23 protein-coding genes are annotated in these 24,571 nt (G+C 65.6%); 15 read left to right on the top strand and 8 right to left on the bottom strand.

Annotated features, from left to right (window positions below):
* The first annotated feature begins 26 nt into the window (after positions 1-26).
* The 4 genes from D779_RS07650 (at position 27) to D779_RS07635 (ending at position 3,187) form a co-directional block, all read left to right on the top strand.
* Positions 27-323 (top strand): J domain-containing protein, encoded by a 297-nt coding sequence (locus D779_RS07650; protein WP_043751986.1) that lies wholly within the window; start codon positions 27-29, stop codon positions 321-323.
* A complete protein-coding gene (locus tag D779_RS07645) occupies positions 320-1,018 on the top strand; it encodes a nucleotide exchange factor GrpE (RefSeq protein ID WP_052347939.1) in 699 nt (232 codons plus the stop codon). Before D779_RS07650 ends, D779_RS07645 begins: the two co-directional genes overlap by 4 nt.
* Before the next feature lie 67 nt (positions 1,019-1,085).
* On the top strand, positions 1,086-2,816 hold the full coding sequence (locus D779_RS07640; protein WP_043751983.1) for an Hsp70 family protein: 1,731 nt from the start codon (positions 1,086-1,088) through the stop codon (positions 2,814-2,816).
* On the top strand, positions 2,816-3,187 hold the full coding sequence (locus D779_RS07635; protein ID WP_157726347.1) for a hypothetical protein: 372 nt from the start codon (positions 2,816-2,818) through the stop codon (positions 3,185-3,187). Before D779_RS07640 ends, D779_RS07635 begins: the two co-directional genes overlap by 1 nt.
* 56 nt (positions 3,188-3,243) lie before the next feature.
* Here D779_RS07635 and D779_RS07630 read toward each other — a convergent pair whose 3' ends face one another.
* The 7 genes from D779_RS07630 to ppsR all read right to left on the bottom strand — a co-directional run bounded on the left by D779_RS07630 (position 3,244) and on the right by ppsR (position 12,655).
* Positions 3,244-4,701 carry a nicotinate phosphoribosyltransferase gene (locus tag D779_RS07630; protein WP_052347938.1) on the bottom strand — a complete coding sequence of 486 codons (1,458 nt, stop codon included), beginning with the start codon at positions 4,699-4,701 and terminating at the stop codon, positions 3,244-3,246.
* Positions 4,702-4,781: 80 nt separating this feature from the next.
* A complete protein-coding gene (locus tag D779_RS07625) occupies positions 4,782-5,831 on the bottom strand; it encodes a bifunctional nicotinamide-nucleotide adenylyltransferase/Nudix hydroxylase (RefSeq protein WP_043751978.1) in 1,050 nt (349 codons plus the stop codon).
* Positions 5,832-5,964: 133 nt separating this feature from the next.
* Positions 5,965-8,256: a tetratricopeptide repeat protein gene (locus D779_RS21020; RefSeq protein WP_052347937.1), complete on the bottom strand. Its 2,292-nt coding sequence runs from the start codon at positions 8,254-8,256 to the stop codon at positions 5,965-5,967.
* Positions 8,234-9,559, bottom strand: a complete 1,326-nt coding sequence (locus tag D779_RS07615) for a hypothetical protein (protein WP_043751975.1) — start codon at positions 9,557-9,559, stop codon at positions 8,234-8,236. The genes D779_RS21020 and D779_RS07615 overlap by 23 nt, the downstream gene beginning before the upstream one ends.
* A 111-nt stretch (positions 9,560-9,670) precedes the next feature.
* Positions 9,671-10,294 carry an RloB family protein gene (locus D779_RS07610; RefSeq protein ID WP_043751971.1) on the bottom strand — a complete coding sequence of 208 codons (624 nt, stop codon included), beginning with the start codon at positions 10,292-10,294 and terminating at the stop codon, positions 9,671-9,673.
* Between the two features lie 10 nt (positions 10,295-10,304).
* Positions 10,305-11,663 carry an AAA family ATPase gene (locus D779_RS07605; protein WP_043751969.1) on the bottom strand — a complete coding sequence of 453 codons (1,359 nt, stop codon included), beginning with the start codon at positions 11,661-11,663 and terminating at the stop codon, positions 10,305-10,307.
* A gap of 149 nt (positions 11,664-11,812) precedes the next feature.
* Entirely contained in the window at positions 11,813-12,655 is an 843-nt protein-coding gene (ppsR, locus tag D779_RS07600; protein WP_043751967.1) for a posphoenolpyruvate synthetase regulatory kinase/phosphorylase PpsR, read from the bottom strand.
* Between the two features lie 240 nt (positions 12,656-12,895).
* On the opposite strand from ppsR, the gene D779_RS07595 reads away from it, so the two are divergent.
* Entirely contained in the window at positions 12,896-13,351 is a 456-nt protein-coding gene (locus tag D779_RS07595; RefSeq protein WP_043751966.1) for a hypothetical protein, read from the top strand.
* A gap of 143 nt (positions 13,352-13,494) precedes the next feature.
* Here D779_RS07595 and D779_RS07590 read toward each other — a convergent pair whose 3' ends face one another.
* Positions 13,495-13,734 (bottom strand): HypC/HybG/HupF family hydrogenase formation chaperone, encoded by a 240-nt coding sequence (locus tag D779_RS07590; protein WP_043751963.1) that lies wholly within the window; start codon positions 13,732-13,734, stop codon positions 13,495-13,497.
* Positions 13,735-13,819: 85 nt separating this feature from the next.
* Here D779_RS07590 and D779_RS07585 point away from each other — a divergent pair, with 85 nt between their 5' ends.
* The 10 genes from D779_RS07585 to D779_RS07540 all read left to right on the top strand — a co-directional run bounded on the left by D779_RS07585 (position 13,820) and on the right by D779_RS07540 (position 24,553).
* A complete protein-coding gene (locus tag D779_RS07585; RefSeq protein ID WP_232424117.1) occupies positions 13,820-14,311 on the top strand; it encodes a HyaD/HybD family hydrogenase maturation endopeptidase in 492 nt (163 codons plus the stop codon).
* Between the two features lie 156 nt (positions 14,312-14,467).
* On the top strand, positions 14,468-14,923 hold the full coding sequence (locus tag D779_RS07580; RefSeq protein ID WP_043751961.1) for a hydrogenase expression/formation protein: 456 nt from the start codon (positions 14,468-14,470) through the stop codon (positions 14,921-14,923).
* An 18-nt stretch (positions 14,924-14,941) separates the two neighbouring features.
* Entirely contained in the window at positions 14,942-16,051 is a 1,110-nt protein-coding gene (locus D779_RS07575) for a hydrogenase small subunit (RefSeq protein WP_043751959.1), read from the top strand.
* Complete coding sequence (locus D779_RS07570; protein WP_043751957.1) at positions 16,048-16,710, top strand: hypothetical protein; 663 nt, start codon at positions 16,048-16,050, stop codon at positions 16,708-16,710. Before D779_RS07575 ends, D779_RS07570 begins: the two co-directional genes overlap by 4 nt.
* Positions 16,707-18,002 (top strand): (Fe-S)-binding protein, encoded by a 1,296-nt coding sequence (locus tag D779_RS07565; protein ID WP_043751956.1) that lies wholly within the window; start codon positions 16,707-16,709, stop codon positions 18,000-18,002. Before D779_RS07570 ends, D779_RS07565 begins: the two co-directional genes overlap by 4 nt.
* A gap of 67 nt (positions 18,003-18,069) precedes the next feature.
* Positions 18,070-19,800, top strand: a complete 1,731-nt coding sequence (locus D779_RS07560) for a nickel-dependent hydrogenase large subunit (protein ID WP_043751954.1) — start codon at positions 18,070-18,072, stop codon at positions 19,798-19,800.
* 584 nt (positions 19,801-20,384) lie between these two features.
* Positions 20,385-21,389, top strand: coding sequence for a response regulator (locus D779_RS07555; RefSeq protein ID WP_043751951.1), 1,005 nt, complete (start codon positions 20,385-20,387; stop codon positions 21,387-21,389).
* A gap of 64 nt (positions 21,390-21,453) precedes the next feature.
* Entirely contained in the window at positions 21,454-22,419 is a 966-nt protein-coding gene (locus tag D779_RS07550) for a serine hydrolase (protein WP_043751949.1), read from the top strand.
* Positions 22,420-22,519: 100 nt separating this feature from the next.
* Positions 22,520-23,716, top strand: a complete 1,197-nt coding sequence (locus D779_RS07545) for a class I SAM-dependent rRNA methyltransferase (RefSeq protein ID WP_043751946.1) — start codon at positions 22,520-22,522, stop codon at positions 23,714-23,716.
* A gap of 234 nt (positions 23,717-23,950) precedes the next feature.
* Positions 23,951-24,553, top strand: coding sequence for a L,D-transpeptidase family protein (locus tag D779_RS07540; RefSeq protein WP_232424116.1), 603 nt, complete (start codon positions 23,951-23,953; stop codon positions 24,551-24,553).
* The last annotated feature ends 18 nt before the right edge of the window (positions 24,554-24,571 follow it).

Genomic DNA, 24,571 nt, shown 5'->3' with positions numbered 1-24,571 from the left:
CGACTTACGACCGACGAACAGACACGATGAGAGATCCCTATCTGGTTCTCGGCGTCGCCGATGACGCGGACGACGCGCAGATCGAGCGAGCCTACCGCCAAGGCATCAAGACATACCCGCCCGAGCGCGATCCAGAGCGTTTCCAGGCGCTGCGAGCCGCCTACGAGGCACTGCGCACGCGGCGCGCGCGTCTGGCCCACCGGCTCTTCGACAGCTCCGAGCCCGAACCCATCGATATCCTCGACCGCGCGGCACCGCTCGGCACGCCCCAGCGCCCGAGCGCCGATCTGATCGCCGCCCTGCTGCGCGGGGAGGACGGATGAACCCGACAGACAAGGAGCGGCTCCTGGCCAGTTTCCGGGACTACCTCGACCGGGCCGAGAACCCGGATCCTCAGGGGCATGAGGCGGACGGCCACGGGGCGGATACCGATCCCGACCTCTTCACCCTGCTCGCCGAACTGGCGGCCCTCAAGAGCGAGGTCAAGCTGGAATCGCGCCAGGTCAAGACCGCGCTCGACGAATTCCGCTCGCTGTTCGACGCGCTGCGCGCCAGCCAGGACCGGCTGGACGAGGAGCGCAAGCGCCGGCGCGAGGCGGAGCGCCAGTCCGAACAGACGGCGTCCAAGGATCTGCTGCTCGAACTCCTGGATCTGCGCGACCGCCTGGAGGCTGGTCAGGATCAGGCCGGCCGCTTCAGGCCCATTTGGTTCGGCCGGCGCTCGGCCCGCGCCTTCGTCGGCTCCATGGCCGAAGGGCTCGGCATCAGCCTGCGACGGCTCGACGAGACGCTCGCCCGGCAGGGCGTGCACCATTTCGAGGCGCTACACCGCCGCTTCGATCCACACCGGATGCGGGCCAACGAGCTGGCCGACGACCCCGACAGGCCCGAGGGACAGGTGGTGGAGGAGCTACGCAAGGGCTTCATGCTGAACGACGCCCTGCTCCGACCCGCCGAGGTGCGGGTCAACCGGCCGACCCGGCGACGCCGGAGCGGACCTCCACGACTCAACATCTGAGGCCATCGCTGCACCGGCCCCGACGACGACCCTACTGCCCACGCAACACCTTCAGGAATCCATATCCGTGAGCGACATCATCATCGGCATCGACCTCGGCACCACCAACTCGGAGGTGGCCGTGGTCAAAGACGGACGCACCCAGGTCATCGAGGTGGACGGCTCCAAGATCCTGCCCTCGGTGGTCGGTCTGGCCGACGACGGCAGCCTGCTGGTCGGTCAGGCGGCACGCAATCAGTACGTCCTCTATCCCGAGCGCACCATCCGCTCGGTCAAGCGCCGCATGGGCGAGGACGTCGCCTTGCCCCTGGGCGACAAGAGCTACCGGCCGCAGGAGGTCTCCGCGCTCATCCTGCAGCGTCTCAAGCGCGCGGCCGAGGAGCATCTGGGCCAGCCCGTCGCCAAGGCCGTCATCACGGTCCCGGCCTATTTCTCCGACGCCCAACGCCAGGCGACCCGCGACGCGGGCGATCTGGCCGGACTGGAAGTGGTGCGGATCATCAACGAGCCGACCGCCGCCGCACTGGCCTACGAGGCCGAGTACGAGACGGCCAAGACCATCCTGGTCTACGACCTGGGCGGCGGGACCTTCGACGTCTCCGTGGTCCGGCTCAGCAAGGAGCTGACCGAGGTCCTGGCCAGCCACGGCAACAACCAGCTGGGCGGCGACGACTTCGACGCCAAGCTGGTCGAGCACGTCGTGGCGCAGGTCAAGGAGACGCACGGGATCGACCCGAGCGACCAGCGCACCGCCATGGCGCGCATCGTCCGCGCCTGCGAGACCGCCAAGATCGCCCTGAGCGACGCGCCCTATGCCCGTATCGAGGAGGAATATCTGCTCGAGCGCGACGGCACCCCGGTCAACCTCTCGCTGGAGATCGACCGGGAAACCTACGAGGACATGATCGCCGACTATATCGAGGAGACCCTCGAGGCGGTCCACATCGCCCTCAAGAGCGCCTCGCTCGGGGTCTCGGACATCGACGAGGTGCTGCTGGTCGGAGGCGCCACCCGCACCCCGGTCATCCAGCGCCGCCTGGAGGAGACGCTTGGGATGCAGCCCCGCGCCGAGGTCGATCCCGATCTCTGCGTCGCCGACGGGGCCGCGATCCAGGCCGCGGTCATCGGCGGCCAGCAGGTCTCGGGCGTGCTGGTCGACATCACCCCCTACACCTTCGGCACCAGTGCCCTCGGTCTGCTCTACGGCGAGACCTATCCCTATACCTACGTGCCCCTGATCCGCAAGAACACCCCCATCCCGGTCACCAAGACCGAGGCCTTCCAGACGGTCCACGACGGCCAGCAGAGCATCGACGTCCACGTCTACCAGGGCGAGGATCCGGACGCGCTCAACAATACCGAGATCGGGTCCTTCCGGATCGAGGGACTGCGCGACGTCCCGGCCGGCAACGTCCTGCTCACCACCTTCGAGCTGGACGTCAACGGCATCCTGAAGGTCACCTCGCGCGAGAAGGCTACCGGGCTGGAGCAGAGGATCACCATCGACAACGCCACCAGCCGTTTCGAGAACGAGGAGCTGGAGGCCGCCCGCGAGCGTCTTTCGACCCTGATCGAGGGCGAGGCGCAGCATGTCACCGAAGGGGACCGCGAGGGTGTCCAGGCGCGCGCGCTGATCGAGAAGGCCGAGCGGCTGATGGAGGAGGCCAACGCCGAGGATCGCGAGGACCTGGTGGACATGATCGAGGCCGTGAAGGACGCCCTGGAGAGCGGCAACGAGGCGGCGATCGAGGACGCCGTCAACGCCCTCACCGACCTGGTCTACTATCTGGAGTCCTGATGGATCGCTGCCCCAACTGCAAGGCGCGAGTGGGCGAGGCCCCGACCTGCAGACGCTGCGGCATGGAGCTCGGCCAACTGTTCGAGACCGAGCGGGCGGCCGAGCGGGCGCTCGTCCAGGGGATGCGGTATCTGCTCGAAGGCGAGCGCGAGCGGGCGATCCATGCCCTCTCCCGCTCGCGCGCGTTGCACGATACGCCCCTGCCCCGGGAGCTGCTCGGTTTTCTGGCAGTAAACGACCCGTCAACCAGCGATTCGGTCCGCACAGCGGACCCTACTGCCGCCTCGGTAGGGTCCGCTATGCGGACCAGACCTCTGGCGACAGGTGTTCAGACGGCCTCTCGTCCCGATTGGCCACTCGAAGATACGTAGCGGTCCGGCAACATGCTCTCCATTCGGCTGCAAACCCGGAACTCGATACCCATGGCTCAGGATCTCGAACAGCCGCCATCCTCGCGAGCCAGCGTCTCCAAGGCCGCATCGGCACGGGCACGGATCTCGGCCAGGGTCTGCTGCCCCTGGATGCGTCCATCCTCATAGACGCATTGCAGCGCCGGCCGCCAGCCTGACTCCAGCGGATCCTCCTCGCGCTGGGTGCGCCAGGTGCCGAATTCCGGGTTGTGCAGCAGGCTCAGCCGGCCGGGCTTGGAGGCCTTCTCGGGATCGGTGCGCGGCTGTTTGGAGACATCGCGCCAGACGCCGTCGCGCCGGATGGCGCTGGCCTTGAAGGCGAAGCGCTGGGTGTCGCGGTCGAGCCGCTGCAGCAGCGCCCCGCCCATCCCGAAGGCCAGGTTCTCGGCCGAGAATCCGGCGCGCTCGACCTCGGCCAGGATCTCGCCGATCGAGTCCAAATCGATCCCGTCGCCCTGGATCACCCGCACCCCGTCGAGCACCCGATAGCCCTTGGCGTTGACCCGGGCGCCATAGCCCTCGGCCAGCTGCTCCAGGGTGCGGCACACCATGGTCGGCGGATGTCCGGAATCCGGACGGATCACCAGGGTCGCGCCGGACGCCCGGACCCGGTCGCACAGTTCGTTGCTCCAGTAGCCGACGGCGCGCTCCAGATCGTAGGAGTCGGAGACGACCGCCAGCATGCCGCCGGGCCGGGCGAAACGGTCGAGCATGTTGCGATAGGCGTCCAGCTCCCCTTCCTCGCCCCAGGCGGTGACGGTCGCGTGCTCGGCCGCCGGGATCGAATAGGCGGCCATCTCGGCGTCGTAGTAGCGATTGGCCGCGGCCGCGCCGGCCAGGGTGTCCGTCCCCTGGAAGTTGACCAGATGCGCGGCACCGCCGAGCGCGGCGGACTCGAAGGAGCTGACGCCCCTGGCGCCGAAGTCGTGCAACATGAAGGGCAGCCCGTCGAGCGACTCGGCCGTGTCCTCCAGATAGCGCCGGATCAGGCCCTTGATGTGCCAGCTGATGGTCGCGACCGTGGTCGGATACCAGATGGCGCGCAGGATGGCGGTCTCGGCGTACTGTCCGATCCAGGGCACCTGCGGATCGGTGGACTCGACCGTGGCCAGTACCTGGCGCACCGGCACCGCACTGCCCTCGGCGACCGCACACAAGCGGATCGGCAGCCAGCCGCCGTGCCGGTTCAGGATGTGTTCCCAGCCCGCGCGGTTGAAGGGCGCGCCGGGCAGGTGGCGGGCCTGGAACTCGGCCGCCTCCTCGATCATGTCCCGGGTGATGGGCCGCGCCAGATAGTCGCGCACGAACATCTGCAGCCCGAAGAAGAGCGTGCGCGGAAAACGCCCTCCGCGCGATTCCACATAGCTGAAGATCGCCTCGGTACCGGGCGGATACTGCAGATAGTGCGTGAGCTTGTAGGAATCGCTGTTGAGGATGAGGTTGGCGTTCAATGGCGACGGAACGGATGCGTTCATTGGGTCTCTCCCCTATGGCCCGGAATCCCCGGGAACGAACCGGCCCGGATCGGGCCGGCGATCGGAGGCGCGCAATCGCTTCAGGCGCGCCCGAGCAGATCCTGGACGATGTGGTAATGGTCCTCGTAGATCCGCGATTCGAGCGACTGGAACTCGGCCAGCGAGATCCACTGCGCCTTTCGGGCGTCGCTGCCGCCCTTGACGCGCGGCAGGGGTCCGGGACGCAGCTCGAACAGAAAGGCATCCGTGATGGTACGCCCGCGCAGCGATCGCTGCGGATCGTCGTAGCGCGCCCGGGCACGGATACTTCCACGCAAAACCGGCTCGGGCACCTTGATGCCGGTCTCCTCGCGCAGTTCGCGGATCACCGCATCCTCGATGGTCTCCTCGACGTCGAGAAAGCCACCGGGCAGGGCCAGCAGACCGCGACCCGGCTGGGCACCGCGCTCGACCATGAGGATATGGCCCGCCTGCAGCACCACGGCATCGACGGTCTGGAAGATGGGCGGATAGGGCAATGCCGCGAACTGTGAGCGATAGCGGCGCACGAAGGCCCATTCCTGACGCAGCGCCTCCCAGGCGTCCGGCTCGGCCCCGATCCAGTCGCGCAGATAGGACTTGACCCCGTCCGGCAGGGGCTGGGCGGCCAGGGTCTCGTCCAAATCGGACGCACCCTCTCCCAGCAGGACGTCACGAATCTCGGTCGCCGACAGCATGGAGACCGGCTCGACCGGGCTGAAGTCCCATTGCGGAAAGAGATCCAGATAGCTGGAGCTGTGATCCTTGCGATGACCGACCAGGGTGATGGACGCCTCGCCGCCGGCCACGGCCGTGACGATCCCATCCACCGCGCCCTGCACCCCGGCGACCCAGCTCGACAGATTGTAGAGCCGATCGGCGACGCCCGTGATCACGACCCGATCGCGCAGATCGGCGGGCAGCGCGGACTCGATCATCTCGCGCCGCTCGGCATAGCCGAATGGATCGCGGATATTGCGCGGACGGTTAATGGATCCGACCAGGACGACCAGATTGGCGGCCAGATCGAGCGCCTGACGAACGCAGGCGAGATGGCCGTCGTAAAACGGCTGAAAGCGGCCGATATAGACCGCGAGATCGTAGCGATTCATGGGAATCCCCCAATGAATGTCTGTGGGATCACCGTCTATCGGTGATCACGGCGGAGGGCCGCCGATGACTTTCGAGGCTACGCCCAATACCGGCGAAGTCAATCGTGAATGCTCGGGACAGACCGGACGCCGTTCACAGATTTCCACCCCGGGATCCTCGATCGCTCACCATCCCGTGCCGGTCCAAGATTCCCTCGATCGTTTTCACCTCTGGAATGCGCAGCCGACGGGCGTCGGTCAATGCAAGACGCAGCAGCGATTCGGCCCGATCACGATCTCCATCACCGCCCCTGGCCAGCAAATTCAACGCGATCTCGGCTTGGCACATCAGCCGGTTACGCACGTCGCCGAGACGCTCATAGACCGGGAGTTCCTCCTTGAGGCGGATGCGCAACGCCTCGCCCAGCTCCCCGCGCGCCTGCAGGATGTCGGCGATCCTACCTTGGGTGACAGCCTTCGAGAGCACGTCGCCAAGGCGCTCATAGACCGGAAGCTGCTCATCAAGGCGGATACGTAGCGCCTCGTCCACCTCGCCGCGCGCCTGCAGGATATCAGCGATCCTCCCATGGGTGACGGCCTTCGAGCGCACGTCGCCGAGGCGCTCATAGACAGGAAGCTGCTCCTCCAGGCGGATGCGCAGCGCTTCGTCTAGCTCCCCGCGCGCCTGCAGGATGTCGGCGATCTGCCCCTGGGTGACGGCCTTCGAGCGCACGTCACCGAGGCGCTCATAGACCGGAAGCTCCTCTTCAAGGCGGATGCGCAACGCCTGCTCCAGCTCCCCACGCGCCTGCAGGATGTCAGCGATTTTTCCCTGAGTGGCGGCCTTCTCACGCACATCGCCGAGGCGCTCATAGACCGGAAGCTCCTCTTCCAACCGGATACGCAACGCCTCATCCAGTTCTCCACGCTCCTGCAAAATGTCGGCGATTTGCCCCTGGGCAACAGCTTTCAAACGCACGTCGCCAAGGTGCTCGAAAGCGACTAGCACCTCATCGGTCAAGATGTGGACTGCCTCAGCCAACTGCCCACGCACCCGCAGAATGTCTGCTATTTGCCCCTGAGTGATGGCCTTCGAGCGAACGTCACCGAAGCGCTCATAGACCGGAAGCTCCTCCTTGAGGCGGATAACCAAGGCAGCATCGAGTTCCCCACGTGCCTGCAGAATGTCTGCTATCTGTCCCTGGGTGATGGCTTTCGAACGCACGTCGCCAAGGCGCTCAAAAGCGACTAGCACCTCATCGGTCAAGATATGCAGTGCCTCAGCTAACTGCCCACGCGCCCGCAGAATGTCTGCTATCTGCCCCTGCGTGATAGCCTTCGAGCGCGCGTCGCCGAGGCGCGTAAAAGCAACTAACACCTCGTCAGTCAGAATGCGCAGCGACTCATCGAGCTCGCCACGGACCCTCAGAATATCGGCGATTTTACTCTTGGTGACCGCCATTTCACGCATGTCGCCGAGGCGCTCATAGACCGGGAGCTCCTCCTCGAGGCGGATACGCAGCGCCTCATCCAACTTCTCGCCTGCTTGCAAGATATCGGCTATTTGCCCCTGGGTGACGGCCTTCGACCGCACATCACCGAGGCGCTCAAAAACGACCAACACTTCATCACTCAAGATGTGCAGCGCTTCATCCAAATCCCCGCGTGCTTGCAGAATGTCGGCGACTTTACCCTTGGTGACAGCCATTTCGCGCACATCACCGATGCGCTCATGGACCGGTAGCTGCTCCTCAAGACGGATGCGCAGCGCCTCGTCGATATCCCCCCTGAGCACCCTGAGCTCCGCAAGCTCCTCCCACCATTCCAGACGGTGGCGGCAGACAGGCTCGTCATCGTTGTCCAGCGTCGCGGCGATGCGGGCCTCCAGTTCCTGGACGCGCGCGTCCTGTTCTTCGCGCGTCAGACGCGGATCGACACCGTACATCCAGTCTCGGACGGCGAATGGGCGCACTTGATCGACGGTCAACTCCGGGAAGTCGAGGATGTCACTGCGCCAATCGAAGAAGTCCGGCGCATCGGCGGTAAGACGGGCGAGCAGACGGCGCGGGATCCAGACGACGACGGGCACGGGAATGCGCGAGGGCCAGTCGCCGCGGCTGAGATTGAGGGCGCTCAGGAGGCGTTCAGCGCGACCCTCGTCCGCGAGTAGGGGCTCGAGCCCCACGATCATGACCGGACCGGGCGGCTGCAGGGCGGCAACGGCCTCCAACGGCTCCTGTTCGGCGGGGTCCGGCAGCTGGATGCGATGGAGGGTGAGACCCGGCAGGGAGGCGGCGAGGTTGGCAATGAGCGCGTCGCGCGTGGCGGGCGCGTCGCAGGTGCAGAGCAGCAGGGAGAAGCCCCGGCTGCGCACGATGGCGCGGCGCAGGGCGCGGAAGGCGTCGCCGGCCAGCTCGACCGGGCTAGGGCTGGCGGAAGCGCTCAAGGGTCCGGAGCACCGGGTTGACCTCGTACCAGATGTCGCCGTTCATGTACTCGAAGACGAAGAGCAGGAAGAGCAGCTGCTGGTGGAGGTCGTCCTTGGGGATGTCGCGCTGGGGCCGGTCGAACCTGGGCAGGGTGGCCCAGGCGTCGTCCGGCACCTCGCGCCGCAGGGCGTTGGCGTATTTGCGGATGGCCTTCTGGGCGATCGGACGGGTGATGGGGAGCGCATCCAGCTCGTTGCAGGCGGCCTGGATGAAGGTCATGAGGTGACGCGGGTGTCCGCCGCTCATTTCGCACAGGTAGTCGAGGGTGTCGCCGCTGTCGAAGGCCTGATCCAGGCTGGTCTCGGCGACGGCGCAGCGTTTCTCGACCATCTCGCGCATCTTGGCCATGCCCAAAGAGTCTGGGTGGATCGGCTCGTCCCGGCTGGGGCGCAGCCGGATCATGGAGACCGGCGTGTTGTATTCGCCGAAGGTCTGCTCCAGCTGACCGACGCGGGGCGAGTAGATGAGCGAGATGGGCACGGTGTAGACGGTATGCACCTTTAGCGAGGCGAGGTGCTCGCTGCGGTCGATGAAGAGACGCTCGTGGGTGTTGGTCCCGTCGCCGCAGTCGCGGCGCACCAGCTTGTCGAGACCGTCGATGATGAGGACCAGACCGTCGTGGCCGGCCTGGCGGGCCTTGACCTCGGCGTCGCCGAGCAAATCGTTGACGGCCTTGAGCAGCGAGGTGCTGTGCATCTCGACGGCGGCCCGCAGCTGGCTACGGGCGTTGGGACGGTTGCGCAGCTCGATGGCGAGCTTGCCGAAGCCGCCCTCGACCTCGCCGCCGCTGAAGCCGACCTCTTTGGAGAGAAGGCCGCAGATGTCGTCCCAGACCCGTTTGAGATAGGTGTTGACGGGACTGAAGCCCGGCAGCTTGCGCTCGGCGAGCTGCTGCTGAAGCTGCGCGGCGATGTAGACCAGCAGGTCCGGAAAGTCGAGATCGTTGACGTCGAGGCGCTCCCCGACGTCGCAGAAGACGACGATGAAGCCCTGGCGGCCAGCCTCTGGCGTTTCCAGCATGCCCTTGAGTCGATAGAGCTCGCTGGTCTTGCCGACGCCACGATGACCGGTGAAGAGCTTGTAGTCCCATTGACCGGCCTTGGCGCGGCGCAGGCTGCGGGCATAGAGGGCGACGACGTTGTCGTCGCCGCGCACGGCATCGAAATTCACCCAGCGCGGATCCTCGGGTCCGATGGACTCGATGGGCTCGCACTGCTGGTAGAGCCGGGTGATGGGGGCTTGGGCGTTGGTGTCGGTCATGTGCGGATCGGGTGTTCGATGGCTGTGGCCATTGTAGGGCATGAAGGGCGCGAGAGGTCTCACGAGACTGGCCGATGGAGGCAGCCTGATCGGACAGCGTGACCCCCAAGCTCAGGGCGCAGACGGCATGGCCTCTTCCGGAAGCTCCCGAATCACCCGATAGACATGGCTGCCGGGATCCTTGGGCCAACGGCCCCGGGGGGATGGATCGGCCGCCTCCGAGCGCTCGAGCGCCGCGCTCAGGTGCGGTGCGAAGCATTCCGGCTGGAGCCGGCTCTTGTTGTAACCGCTGCCCGTGGCCTGGCGAAGCGCCTGCTCGATGTCCCCACAGCGGTCGGTAGCGGGGATATCCGCAGTGAAGTGGTAGAGCAGCCAGACCTCGAAGCAGGGATTGCTGACCGCGAGCCCGAAACCGACGCTCTTGGCCTCCCTGGCGACAGCGGCCAGCTTGTCGCTTCCCCATCGGTCGACGTCCAGCATGAGCCAGAGGCTGTCGCCCTCGTCCAGCTGGTATTCATCCTGGAATCGGCGCAGACGTTCGAGGACGTATTCCGGAGCCGAGCGGTTGTCTGCGCCGGCGGCCAGAACCTTCACCTGGACCCGCGTGCTGCGGAACATGGCGAAATACTGCCGCTCGGTCTGCTGCCCCTCCGCAGCGATGATGACGAGACGGGTGTCGCGCACATGCTCCTGGGCGCGATCGAGAGGGCGAGGCCTGCGCTTGGTGAGCGCCATGAACGGATGCTCAGCAGGACGCGTCCGAGCCGACCGCGGGCTCGCGGATCAGGGGAATGCCGCCGAAACGTCCGTTGAGGTAACTCTTCTCGACCTTGAGATCCGGACGCACCTTGAGTGCGTTCATGGAAAAGAGGCTGGATGCACCGTGCTGGTCCTTCTCGAAGAACCAGATCTCGTCGCGGCGCAGCAGCTCCAGGTCCATGAGGTGGGTGTCATGGGTGGTGAAGATGAGCTGGGTGCGCTGGGCATCGTCGCAGCGGTCGATGAAGCTGGTGACGAATAGACGCGAGAGCAGCGGATGGAGCTTGCGGTCGAGTTCGTCGACGACGTAGACGCGTTCGCCGGAAGCGGCATCCGCCAGGATGGGCAGAATCTCCATGAGGCGCTGGATTCCAGCGGATTCGTCCTCGAAATCGAAATCCTCTTCCAAGGAATCCCTCCCTTTATGCCGGGTCTTCAGACGGGCAACCGTCGGCTGATTCCGGTCATCGAGGTATAGCGTGAGGCTTTGACCGTCCGGCCCCGGCAATCCGAAAACGGCACCTTCGGAGAGATCCGCGTCCAAGTCGTCCCTCATGCCGACCGGCATATCCGGAAAATGTCTCTCGAAATCAAGAGGCTCCTGCTCGATGCCAAGTCCCTCGATACCCGTGCTGGCATTGCGCAGGAAATCCGCCATGAATGCGACGAAGTCTTCTTCCCGGTCGAGTCGCACCGCGAGCGGCTGAGGCGCTTCTTCGGCCGACACGATGGTCAGAACGAATCTGAACCAATGGAACAGCGGCTTCAATGCCTCGACGTTGCGGTCCACGGACTCGGTGAGGAAGAGCTGGTTGGGCCGCGTTCCCTGGGCGACGAACTCGAGAAACTGCCGCTGTTTCCTGTCTCCTCCCGCCAGCTTCGGCCCGATCTCGACGGTGACCTTGCCATCCTCCGTGGTCACGCGCTCGAAATAACGCGACTCCCGCGCGGTCTCACGGATGAAGAGCCACTCTTCATGGACTCGCTCGCTATCCACCGCGAACCCATAACTGTACTCGACCCCCTGGTGGTCGATCAGGAACTCGAAGCGCGATGGACTCTCCCGCCACTGCCGATCGAGACGGAAGGGAGCGGTTCGGATACGTCGTCCACTTCGGGTCCCTCGCACCACGAGATTCTGAGCGAATCTCAGCGCTTCGATGAGTTTGGTCTTGCCGTGGGCATTGGCACCGTACAGGGCGGCCAGCCGCAGGATGCGGGGCTTGCGTCCGGCCCGGCTTTGCACGACGTGGCGCGGGTGCTCGGCACCGGCGGAGGCGACCATCGAGAACAGCACCTCATCGGCGAAGCAGGCATAGTTTTCGACGGCGAATTGAAGCAGCATCTTCCGAACCTAAATCTATCAACTCAGGTGGATTATGGGAGTTTCTCGTGAAATTTTCGACGATTCACCCACAAGAGCATCAAAAAATCTCGGCCAGACCTCTCAACCGCCCGAGCGAATTATTCCCGCCCGGGCGGTCGGGAATCAGGTCACTGAACCTTCATGGCCGAGACCAGCCCGCTTTCCTGATTCTCCTTGAGCGAGCGGATGATCTGCGAGGAGATCTCCTCGATCGACTGGGTGGTGGTGTTGAGCACCGGAACCCCGAGACGCTTGTAGATCTGCTGCGCCTGGCGGATGTCGTCCTGACAGCGCTTGAGGGAGGCGTAGCTGCTGCCTGGACGGCGCTCCTCGCGGATCAGCTGCAGACGCTGGGGATCGATGATCAGGGCGAACAGCTTGTGCTTGCAGTCGTAGAGGAGCTGGGGCACGTCGCCGCGCTCGAAGTCCTCCTCGGTAATGGGATAGTTGGCCGAGCGCAGACCGTAGTGCATGGCCAGATAGAGACAGGTCGGGGTCTTGCCCGAGCGCGAGACGCCGGTCAGGACCACATCGGCGCGATGGAAGTTGTCAGGCCGGATGCCGTCGTCGTTGGCCATCGCGAAGTTGATGGCCTCGATGCGCTTGGTGTAATAGCTGGGCTTGGTGATGGCATGGCTCTGGCCGGACTTGAGGCTGGGGGCTACGCCCAGCTCCTTGGCCAGCGGATCGACGAAGAACTCGAAGAGCTCGACATAGAAGCAGTTGCCACCCTTGAGGATGTCGCCGATCTCCTTGTTGAGCATGGTCGCGAACACGATGGGGCGCGCACCGTCCCGATCGGCGGCCTCCTCCATCCGCTGCGTCAGCGCCTTGGCGCGCAACTCGGTGTTGATATAGGGCATGTACACCTGCTCGAAATTCACGGTATCGAACTGCGACAGCAGGCTGTGTCCGAGCGTCTCGGCGGTGATACCGGTACTTTCGGAGACGAAGAAAACGGTGCGATTCATTGGGCTCACGACTGATATGGATTCGATGATCGGCTGCAACGCCGCCGGGGCCTGTGCCACTAGCCTCGCCTGGTGACAAGACCCGCGTCACGGGAGCAGACTACAACCGTTCATCACAACCGACCACCCTGACCCATGTCAATGTGATCCATAATGGAATTTGTTGATATTCGATGCACCTGATGCGGGTGACGATGGATCACCGGCAGGACCTCCCACCACATGGCTGAGGAACCTCCAATGGCCACGATCGACAACGACCAGGAACTTCGTGCCGCGCTCGACCAGCTGAGCCCCGAGCAGCAGCGTCGGCTCGGCTGCCGCTTCGCCGAGAACGTCATGCGCCTGAGCCGCGACGAGCGCGTCAACCGCGCCATCGCCACCGGGATGCGCGAGGACGCCGCCCCGGACGAGATCGAGGACGCCTTCCGCGCGGCCAAGGCCTATACCGTCAAGACCTATACGGAGTGCGGCAAGGATACCGACTGGCTGGCTCAGGCCGACCACTTCGTCGCCGCCGCGGCGGCCGCCGCGCTGACCCCGGACGCGCTGATGGCCGAGCGGCAGAACCGCGCCTGGAAGGCGGCGGTTCAGGCGCGCATGGCGGTCAACTGCGCCATGATGGAGGACGAAATCGCCTCCGAGCACGAAGAGGCCGGACACCAGCACCGGATCGCCGGCGAATTCCTGGGCTGATCGGATCCTCGAACGCCGTCACGCCCTTCGCTCGCGAACCAAGCGCGCGGCGAAGCCGGGATTCGGCGCGCGACCGTGAAATCGCCTACCGGAACGCGGCAGCGTCCTGGTGCGATGCGCATCGCTTCAGATTCCAAGCCAGATCAGCCGGCACCCGACTCCGCGGACGCCAGCATGGCATCGTAGATCTCCCATGCCTCCATGGCCCGCTCGGCGCTGACCTTCTCGACCGCTTGTCCGAGATGCACCACGACATAGTCGCCGACCTCTATCGTCTCGTGCTGGAGCATGAAAAGATTCACCTCGCGCTCGACGCCCTTGGCCTCGCAGCGCGCGAGAAAGCCGTCCACCGAACGGACCTGCATTGGAATACCGAAGCACATCCCCGAAACCTCCGATTCGATCCATCAGCCTGGCAGCGAGACTATGCCCGTCCGACCCGACCTTCAAGATCAGGAAACCCAGTCCATGACCTCGGACACCATGCCTCAAGCGCCCGCGACACTGATTCTCGGAATCGGCAACGTACTCATGACCGACGAGGCCGTGGGTCCGGAGGTGATTCGCCGATTCTCGAACCAAACGGACGAGGATCCATCCATTGTCTGCATCGACGGCGGGACACTGAGCTTCACGCTCGCCGTGCCGATCGGCGACTGCCGGCAGCTGATCGTGGTCGACGCCTCCGCGCTCGGCGAGCCTCCCGGCAGCGTCCGCGTCTTCGAGGGCGAGGAGATGGATCGTCAGCTCCGCTCGCACGCCAAGACGGTGCACGAGGTCAGCCTCGCGGATCTCATGGACATGGCGCGGCTGACCGACACGCTCCCCGGGCGCCGGGCCCTGATCGGCATCGAGCCGGGATTCATCGGCTGGGGAGAGCGTCTAACGCCGGAGGTCGAGGCCGCCGTTCCGGTGGCGATCGCACGGATTCGCGAGCTTCTGGCGCGCTGGAAGTCCTAACCGGCCGACGAACGGTATGGCCGAGCACAAGGAAATGTGAATTTCATTGAGGAATGATATTCGAGTCTAACCACTTTCTAATAAAGGTGCGCTGCATCAAATCCGACAGGAGTGAATGGTCCTAGAATTTCGTCCGACCGACGCAGAGGTGCCCATATGTCCGGTTTGGATCAGATCCCTGTCACTATCGAATCGAGCGCTTCATGTTCCGCTCGGTCTCGCGACTTCGGCAACGCCCCCGCCGTCCTCAACCAGATCCGCGACGCCCTCGAACGTCTCGTTTCCAGCGGCGAGGAAACTTGCATCGACCTCAACGCCATGCCCTTCGGGCCAGGCGACCTGGAACGGCTGACCGAACTCCTCGGCACGGGCGAGGCAGAGGCCAGCGTCGAGGCGCTCGGCCCCACGCGGATTCGAGAGACCGGGATCCCCGGCGTCTGGCTGGTCGACTATCTGAATGCCGAAGGCCAGCGGCTGACGCTCCATGTCGAGATCGCGACCGTCCCTCAGATACTGCGTCCGCAACCCCAGGATCTCGCCTGCGCGATCGAACGGCTCGACGCCCGGCTCACGCGTCTCCGGGATCCCGCTCACTCGCCACTATCGTCCTGACACCCACAAGGAGGGACCATGGCCAACCTCAAGACACCCGACAAGACACTCGGCGAAGGACTGCGCGAGATCGGCTTGTCGCGCCGCGGATTCCTCAAGTTCTGCGCCGCGACCGCCTCCATGATGGCCCTGCCGCCCAATCTGGTGCCGGCGATCGCCGCCGCGCTCGAGCAGGCCAGGCGCCCCTCGGTCATCTGGCTCTCCTTCCAGGAATGCACGGGCTGCACCGAGTCACTGACCCGCAGCCACAGCCCGAGCGTCGAGAACCTCATCCTCGACCTGGTCTCGCTCGACTATCACCACACCCTGCAGGCCGCCGCCGGCGAGGCCGCCGAGGAGGCGCGTCTGCAGGCGATGGAGGCCAATCGGGGCCAATACCTGGTGATCGTCGACGGATCCATTCCCGGACCCGACGCCAACCCCGGGTATTCGACGGTCGCCGGCCACAGCAACTACGACATCCTCATGGAGACGGTCGAGCACGCCGCCGCCGTGATCGCGGTCGGGACCTGCGCCGCCTTCGGTGGACTGCCGCAGGCCAAACCCAATCCGACCGGCGCCATGTCGGTCATGGACCTGGTCCACGACAAGCCGGTGATCAACGTCTCCGGGTGTCCGCCCATCCCCATGGTCATCACCGGGGTGCTGGCGCACTACCTTACCTTCGGCCGGCTGCCCGAGCTGGACGCCTACCGCCGCCCCATGGCCTTCTACGGTCAGTCCATCCACGACCGCTGCTATCGCCGCCCCTTCTACGACAAGGGCCTGTTCGCCGAGAGCTTCGACGACGCGGGGGCCAAGCTCGGCTGGTGTCTCTACCGTCTGGGCTGCAAGGGGCCGACCACGTACAACGCCTGCGCCACCATGCGCTGGAATTCGGGAACCAGCTGGCCGGTCGAGTCCGGCCATCCCTGTCTCGGCTGCTCCGAGCCAGGCTTCTGGGACGACGCGGGATTCTACGAACCCGTCTCGGTGCCCATCGGCGTCACCTCCAAGACCCTGATCGAGGGCGCCGCGGTCGGCGCCGTGGCTGGAGCCGGAATCGCGGCACTCGCCCGCAAGGCCAAGAAGGAGGCGGTGGCGAACCGCCAGCCCGTCACCATCGACGAACTGGAGCAGAAGCTATGAGCGGCGCGATGGGATTTCTGCTGTGGGTCAAGGGCCCCATGTTCAACATCGCCCTGGCGATCTTCGCCATCGGGCTGATCGCACGCCTGGTCGAAATCTTCCTGCTCGGACGCGCGCCCAACTATGCCGAGCCGCGCGCCGGCGAATGGGGCCCGGGACTGCGGACCATGCTCAGCCGCACCATTGCCGACCCCGGCACCTTCAAGCGGGCGCCCTTCAACGTGGTCGTCGGCTGGGTCTGGCACATCGGCTTCCTGATCGCCCTGCTGCTCTTCATCCCGCACATCGAGCTGTTCAAGGGCGTGCTCGGTCTCTACTGGCCCGGACTGCCGAACCCGGTGGTCGATCTGGTCACGGCCGTGACCCTCATCACCCTGCTCGCAACCCTCGTCCATCGGCTCTGGCACCCGGTCAAGCGGCGCATCAGCACGACCGAGGACTATCTGGTATGGACGATCGTCTTCATGGTGGTGCTGACCGGCTATCTGGCCTATCACCGTCTGGTCGAGCCCTATCCGCTCGCCCTGGGGATGCACATCCTCTCGGCCGAGCTGATGCTGATCATGCTGCCATTCACCAAGCTGACACACATCTTCACGGCCTTCATCGCCCGCTGGTACAACGGCGCCGCCTTCGGCCGCAAGGGGGTTCAGTCATGAGCGAACTCACGCTAGAGCGCGGACTCGCCGCCTTCCGCGCCGAGATCGACGCGCCGACCGCGGCCTTCTTCTCCAGCTGCGTGCACTGCGGCGTCTGCGCCCAGTCCTGCCCCTTCTACCTGGAGACCGGCGATCCCAAGTACACGCCCATCCTCAAGCTCGAACCGCTGCGTCTGATCTGGGAGGCCGAGTTCACCCTCTGGGGCCGGATCAAGGGTCTGCTCGGACTCCAGGAGAAGGTCACGGACGCCATGCTGGCCGAGTGGGAGGAACTGCTCTACGACTCCTGCTCCATGTGCGGACGCTGTTCCATGGTCTGCCCGGTCGGCAACGACCTGGCCTATATGATCCGCAAGTCGCGCGAGGGCATGGTGCAGGCCGGCCACGCGCCCGAGGGGCTCATCAACGCCTCGATCCGCGCCGTCACCACCGGCAGCCCCATGGGGCTGCAATGGAAGACCCTGGCGGTCCAGATCAAGCACGTCGAGGCCAGTACGGGGCTGGAGGTTCCGGTCGACAAGACCGGCGCCGAATATCTGGTGATGCTCTCCTCGATGGAGGTCATCAACTTCCCCGAGTATCTGGAGGCCATCACCAAGATCTTCGATCACGCCGGGGTGACCTGGACCCTCTCCACCCAGTGCTTCGAGGCCACCAACGCCGGCATCCAGATCGGCAACAAGGACATCGCCGCCCAGCTGGTCGAGCGGGTCGTGGCCGCGGCCGAGACGCTGAAGGTCTCCAAGGTCATCAGCCCCGAGTGCGGCCACGCCTTCACCGCCATCCGCTGGGAGGGGCCGAATCTGATCGGACGCCCCTACCCCTTCCGGGTCTTCCACATCGTCGAGGTGCTCGACGAGCTGCGCGCGACCGGACGCATCCAGACCGAGGGCAAGGAGGACGACCGTCTCTCGATGCACGATCCCTGCAACCTGGCGCGCAAGAGCGGCGTCATCCAGCAGCAGCGCAATCTGATCGATCTGGTCGCCGAGGACTTCGTCGACATGAACGAGCACGGACGCTTTCAGTGGTGCTGTGGCGCCGGCGGCGGCGTCAGCTCCAACGAACGCGCCGAGGAACTCAAGATGGCGGCCTTCAAGCGCAAAAAGGCCCAGATCGAGGAGGTGGCGCCCGAACGCATGGTCACCATGTGCGCAACCTGCCGGACCCAGCTCGAGGAGGGTCTGGAGGAGTACAACATGGACATCCCGGTCATCGGTCTGACCGAGATGATCGCCGACCATCTGGTCGAGAAGCCGCGCGCCGCCGCCGAGCATGACGCCGAGGCCTGATTCGCCGGCCAGCACCCGATAATCGCGGCGCCGGCCCCCGCCGGCCCCGTGCAGGAGATCCGCCAACATGAGTGAACGACTCGTCGTCGACCCCATCACCCGTATCGAAGGCCATCTGCGCATCGAGGCGCAGCTGGACGGCAGCCGCATCGCCCAGGCCTACAGCTCGGGCACCTCGGTACGCGGCATCGAGACCATCCTCAAAGGCCGCGACCCGCGCGACGCCTGGGGCTTCGCCCAGCGCATCTGCGGCGTCTGCACCCTGGTGCACGGCATGGCCTCGGTGCGCGCGGTGGAGGACGCCCTGCGGATCGAGCTTCCGGCCAACGCCCAGCTCATCCGCAATCTGATGATCGGCGCCCAGTTCGTGCACGATCACGTGATGCACTTCTATCATCTGCACGCCCTGGACTGGGTCGACGTGGTCAGCGCCCTGAGCGCCGATCCCCAGGCGACCTCGGATCTGGCCCAGTCGATCAGCGCCTGGCCCAAGTCATCGCCCGGCTATTTCGCCGACACCCAGAAGCGCATCAGGACCTTCGTCGAATCCGGCCAGCTCGGCATCTTCGCCAACGGCTACTGGGGCCATCCGGCCTACAAGCTGCCGCCCGAGGCCAACCTGATGGCGGTCGCCCACTATCTGGAGGCGCTCGCCTGGCAGCGCGACGCGGCCCGGCTGCACGCCATCTTCGGCGGCAAGAACCCGCATCCGAACTTCGTCGTCGGCGGCGTGCCCTGCCCCATCGATCTGGACTCGGACTCGGCCATCAACGCCAAGCGCTTCGCCGAGGTCCGGGACATCCTCCAGTCGATGCAGACCTTCGTCGATCAGGTCTACGTGCCGGATACGCTCGCCATCGCCGGCTTCTACAAGGACTGGGCCGAACGCGGCGAGGGACTGGGCAACTTCATGTGCTACGGCGACCTGCCGGGCACCGGCAGCATGGACCCCGCGACCTTCCTCTTCCCGCGCGGCGTCATCCTCGATCGGGATCTCTCGACCATCCACGAGATCGACCTCCACGACGCGAGCCAGATCCAGGAGTTCGTCGCCCATTCCTGGTACGACTACGAGTCGGGCAACGACCAGGGACTGCACCCCTACGACGGCGAGACCAACCTGGAATACGACGGGCGCGGCGGGGTCAAGCCGCCCTATACCCAGCTCGACGTCGACCAGGGCTATTCCTGGATGAAGTCGCCGCGCTGGAAGGGCCAGGCGATGGAGGTCGGTCCGCTGGCCCGGGTGCTCATGCTCCACGCCACCGGCCATGCCCAGACCCGGGAACTGGTCGAGATGACCCTGTCGAAACTGGACCTGCCGGTCGAGGCCCTCTTCTCCACCCTGGGACGGACCGCCGCCCGGACCCTGGAGACCAAGATCATGGTCGATGCCATGCACGGCTGGCTCGACGACCTGATCGCCAACGTCAAGGCCGGCGACACCCGCACCTTCGACGACAGCCTCTGGAACCCGGCCTCCTGGCCGTCCGAGGCGCGCGGCGCGGGCTACATGGAGGCGCCGCGCGGCGCGCTCGGACACTGGATCCTCATCCGGGACGGGCGGATCGACAACTATCAGGCCGTGGTGCCCTCGACCTGGAACGCCGGCCCACGCGACGTCGCCGACCAGGCCGGCGCCTACGAGGCGGCCCTGCAGGACAATCACGAACTGGCGGACGTCAAACAGCCGATCGAGATCCTGCGGACCATCCACTCCTTCGACCCGTGCATCGCCTGCGCCGTCCACCTCACCGACCCCGAGTCGGGCGAACGGATGCAGATCAGGGTGACCTGACCCCCCGGCGTGCCGCTCACGAGAGCCGGCGGCACGCCCGGCATTCCCGACTCCACTCCCCCGACTCAGCCCCCGAGGACGGCCTCCGGCGATTTCCGGCGCCGATTCGCTTGCCCCCATCGCCTGCCGGTATCAAAATGTCCCGACGACGAAAAGATGTGTTCCGTATCCCAGTCCGAGATTGGAGCGACGCGTAGAGTACGGACGACGAGGCACCTGTCCTCGTCAGCCCCTGCCGCCCATCGGCGCGGCTTGCCCACCGGGCCGCCGCGCATCGTCCAGAACCGACAGGCTGGCGGCTGTTTGGCGAAATCATGGAGGTGACGAGCGATTCGTCGATTGGCCATGACAAGGAAACCCCCTTGCACAGACTTCGATGGTTCGCCCCCGCACGGGGTCCTGGTCCGGCGTAACGAGGCGCTGCTGGCTCCCCGCCGTCCGACGGCTCGCCACACGACCGGACATGCCTTGATTCCGGCTCCGGGCTTCGCGAAAACCAGAACCACTCCAGCCAACCACCACATGGCGTCCGGCGGATCCGCTCACGTCAGCCGCTCACCACAATCATTGGAAGCGATGCCCCGATGAAGATACTCCTGGTCGACGATTCGAAATCCGCACGCTACGCATTGCGGCTCCAACTCCAGCGCCACGGCCTCGAGGTCGATACGGCCGAATCGGCGGAGGCCGCGTTCGAGGTCCTGCGCAAGAGCCTCCCGGACGCCATCCTCATGGATCACATGATGCCCGGCCTCAACGGCTTCGAGGCACTCGAGGTCATCCGCGAGGATCCGCGCACCGCCTCGATACCCGTGATCATGTGCACCTCGCACGAGGAGCCGGATTTCGTCGCCACGGCGAAGAAGAAGGGGGTCTTCGGCATCCTGCCCAAATCGGCCGCGCCCGAGCTGCTGCCCGAGATTCTGGACAAGCTGCGCGCCAAGCTCGGCGCCAGCGTTGAAAAGGCCCCGGCCGAGACACGCGGAGCCCCCGCGCAGCCAGCCGCGGCGGCCGGTCTCTCCGAGGAGGCCGTGATCAAGCTCATCGAGGCCAGGCTGGAGGCACGCCTGTCGCGGATCATGCCGCCCTTGATGGACGAGATCCGCCGCGACCTGAACGAGGGGCTGCTCAACGAGAGTCAGCGCCTCATCGAAGAGCGTTTCGCCGCCGAGCAGAGCGCTCAGCGTGCCGCCCCTCCCAAACCCACCATGGCCGACCTGCAGGCCATCTCCACCCGTCTGGCGACCGAGACCCTGCCCGACCTCATCAAGCGCGGCATCGAGGCGGAGCGCGCCAGTCTCCTGGAATCGCTCGAGAAGCACATGCGCGACCTTCGCCCGCGCGGCGCGGGCGCACATGGGCAGGAAGGCCACCTGGAGAGCGGCGAGAACGCCGCCAAGGCGGCCGCCGCGGCACGTCGAGAAACCCAGGAGGCGATCGAATCGGCGCTCTCGACGTCCCAGCAATCGCTCCAGGCGGTCGAGACGTCGCTGCGCGGAGCCATGGGACGCATCTACACACTGGTCGCACTCGCCGCACTGGCCGGCATCGGAGCCGCCGCAGCCGTCTATTTCCTGCTGCAGGCCTGATTCCGAATCAGAGGCTCCGGAGATTCGATCCCCAGAGAGATATCATCCGACCCCGAGAGGTGGAATGAGGTTCTTCGCATCGATGGAGCGGGCCGCCGAGGACGTGGCGGCCCGCTCTCGACACCCCGACGATCCCGAGCGACGCTGGTTTCTCGAAGCGCTGCTGGCCAGCTCGGCTGGCGCCCTGATCGGAATCCCCGACCTGGCCGAGGCCAAATCCGTCGACTCGCCGCTCGAGCGCCAGGTCTCGCGTCTGGTCAAGAAGATGCGCCGCCAGGGCCGGATCTCGGCCAGCGAGCGCACCTCCTGGTCGGTCTACGACTTCACGACCCGCACCAAGCTCGTCTCCATCAACGAGGCCGTGCCCCGCCAGGCCGCGAGCATGATCAAGCCCTTCGTCGCCCAGGCCTATTTCTATCAGGTCGACCAGGGCCGTAAGGGCGCCCGCTATACGAGCTCGGTGCGCCATACCATGGAGCGGATGATCCAGCACAGCGACAACCGGGCGACCAACCGCATCATCGATCTGGTCAGCCGGCATGGCGCCGGACGCGGACCGCGCGAGGTGGAGGCCGTGCTCAAGGCGGCCGCGCCGAACGTCTTCAAGCAGGTCCGGGTGGTCGAGAAGATCCCAGACAGCGGCGCCACCTACGCCAATCGCGCATCCGCCTGGGACTACAGCCGCTTTCTCTATGCCATGCACCACGGCAAACTGCCCTACAGCGAGGAGATGCGGCGTCTGATGCGACTGCCGAATCACGACCGCATCTTCAAGGGCGTTCCCGGCATTCCCTCCTCGGTGCACGTCTGCGACAAGACCGGATCCACCGCCAAGCTCTGCGGCGACATGGGCATCCTCGAGGCGCGCGACCGACACGGCCGCTATCACGCCTACACCATGATCGGCATCATCGAGCGCCAGACCCGTGCCCGCAACTACGGCAGCTGGATCTCGAAGCGCAGCGACGCCATCCGCGAGGTCTCGAATCTGGTCTACCAGTACATGAAGGATCGGCATCACCTGGTCTGAGTGAATGCGCGTCCCAGGCTGGGCATGCCGTGCGGCGGCGCCTTCTGGTAATCTTGATCGGCTCAGCGAAGACTCGCCTCACACCGATCGGACATACCCCATGAAGACTCAGCCACTCATCCTGCGCAAGGACCAGGAACGCCGCCTGCTCGCCGGCCATTGCTGGACCTACAGCAACGAGGTCGACACCCAGGCGACCCCCCTCAAGTCCCTGGAGCCCGGACAGCCGGTCGAGATACTGAGCAGTCACCAGCGCTGGATCGGTCACGGCTATGTCAATCCGCATTCGCTCATCTGCGCGCGCATCGTCAGCCGCGACCCGAACCACCCCCTGAGCCCGGCCCTCTGGCTGCAGCGCATCCACGACGCGCTCACCCTGCGCGAGCGGCTCTACGATCAGCCCTATTACCGGCTCGTCTTCGGCGAGAGCGACGGACTGCCCGGACTCATCGTCGACCGCTACGGCGACCTGCTCGGCGTCCAGATCACCACGGCCGGCATGGAGCGGGCCCGCGGCGAGATCATGGCCGCACTGGAGCAAGTCGTCCGGCCCCAGTCGATCGTGTTGCGCAACGACACAGCGGTACGCGCGCTCGAAGGTCTGGATCAGAAGGTCGAGGTCGTGCTCGGCTCGCCCTCCGACGCCATCCGACTGGTCGAGCACGGCCTGGAGTACACCGCCGCCCCGCTGACGGGCCAGAAGACCGGCTGGTTCTTCGACCAGTCAGAAAACCGCGCCCGACTCGCCCGCTATGGGGTCGGCAAGCGGGTGCTGGACGTCTGCAGCTATATCGGCGCCTGGGGCGTGCGCGCCGCGGCGCTGGGCGCCGAGCGTGTCAGCTGCGTGGACAGCTCCGAATCGGCGCTCGCGCACCTGGCCGAGAACGCCGCCCGCAACGGTCTCGAGGACCGCATCGACCGGATTCAGGGCGACGCCTTCGAGGTCCTGCGCGCCTTGCGCGACGAAGGCCGGCGCTTCGACACGGTGCTCCTGGATCCGCCCGCCTTCATCAAGCGCCGCAAGGACGAGAAGGACGGCGTCCAGGCCTATCAGCGCCTCAACCGGCTCGGCATCGAACTGCTCGAGCCGGGCGGGCTCCTGGTCACCTCCTCCTGCTCGTTCCATATGGGACGCGACAACTTCCTGCGCACCGTCCAGCAGGCCGGCCGCCGCGCCGGACGCAGCCTGCAGCTGCTCGAGGTCGGCCAGCAGGGTCCCGATCATCCGGTCCAGCCGGCGATCCCCGAGACCGCCTACCTCAAGACGCTCTTCATGCGTGCCCTGCCCGCGTTCTGATTGAGCCGCCAGCCGCCAGCCGCCAGCCGCCAGCCGCCAGCCGCCAGCCGCCAGCAACTATAATCTCGCTGGTAGCTGGTAGCTGGTAGCTGGTAGCTGGTAGCTGGTAGCTGGTAGCTGGTAGCTGGTAGCTGGTAGCTGGTAGCTGGTAATAGATTTTTTTCCGCCGTCTACATAGACTTTCTCATGCCGCACATGAGCCCCGCCGTCCGGTATCGGCTCAAGGATCCACCCATGAAAGTCACGCCAAACCCCATGCAGCACATCGACTCGGGCCGCCGGCCCAACACTCAGAGAACTCGGCTATCCTCGCTCGCCGCACGGCTGCTCGGCACGCTCGTGCTGGTAGGGCTCGTCGGATTGGGCGGATGCGCCCTGCAACAGGAACCGCCGCCCCAGATCACTGGGCCCGTCGACAAGGTCGTGGTGCGAAAATCGATCCGCCAGCTTCAACTCGTCAGCGGCGGGCAGGTGGTGCGCAAGTACCGCATCTCGCTCGGCGGATCGCCGGTGGGCCACAAATACCGCGAGGGCGATCAGCGCACTCCGGTCGGGGATTACACCCTCAATTGGCGCAATCCGAACAGCAACTACTACAAGGCGATCCACATCTCCTACCCCAGCGATCGCGACCGCATGGTCAGCCGCCAGCTCGGATACAGCCCGGGCGGCATGATCATGATCCACGGGCTGCCGAACTATGTGCTCTCGGAGGATCTGCGCAAGCAGTACGCCGGCCGCGACTGGACGCATGGCTGCATCGCGGTCCAGAACCACGAGATCGACGAGATCTGGCGCCTGGTCCCGGACGGCACGCCCATCCAGATCCTGCCCTGAACCGCCCCATGCGGGGCC

The sequence above is a fragment of the Imhoffiella purpurea genome, from assembly GCF_000585215.1.
Taxonomy (GTDB): Bacteria; Pseudomonadota; Gammaproteobacteria; order Chromatiales; family Chromatiaceae; genus Imhoffiella; species Imhoffiella purpurea.
This window is presented reverse-complemented; position numbering and strand designations above follow the sequence as displayed.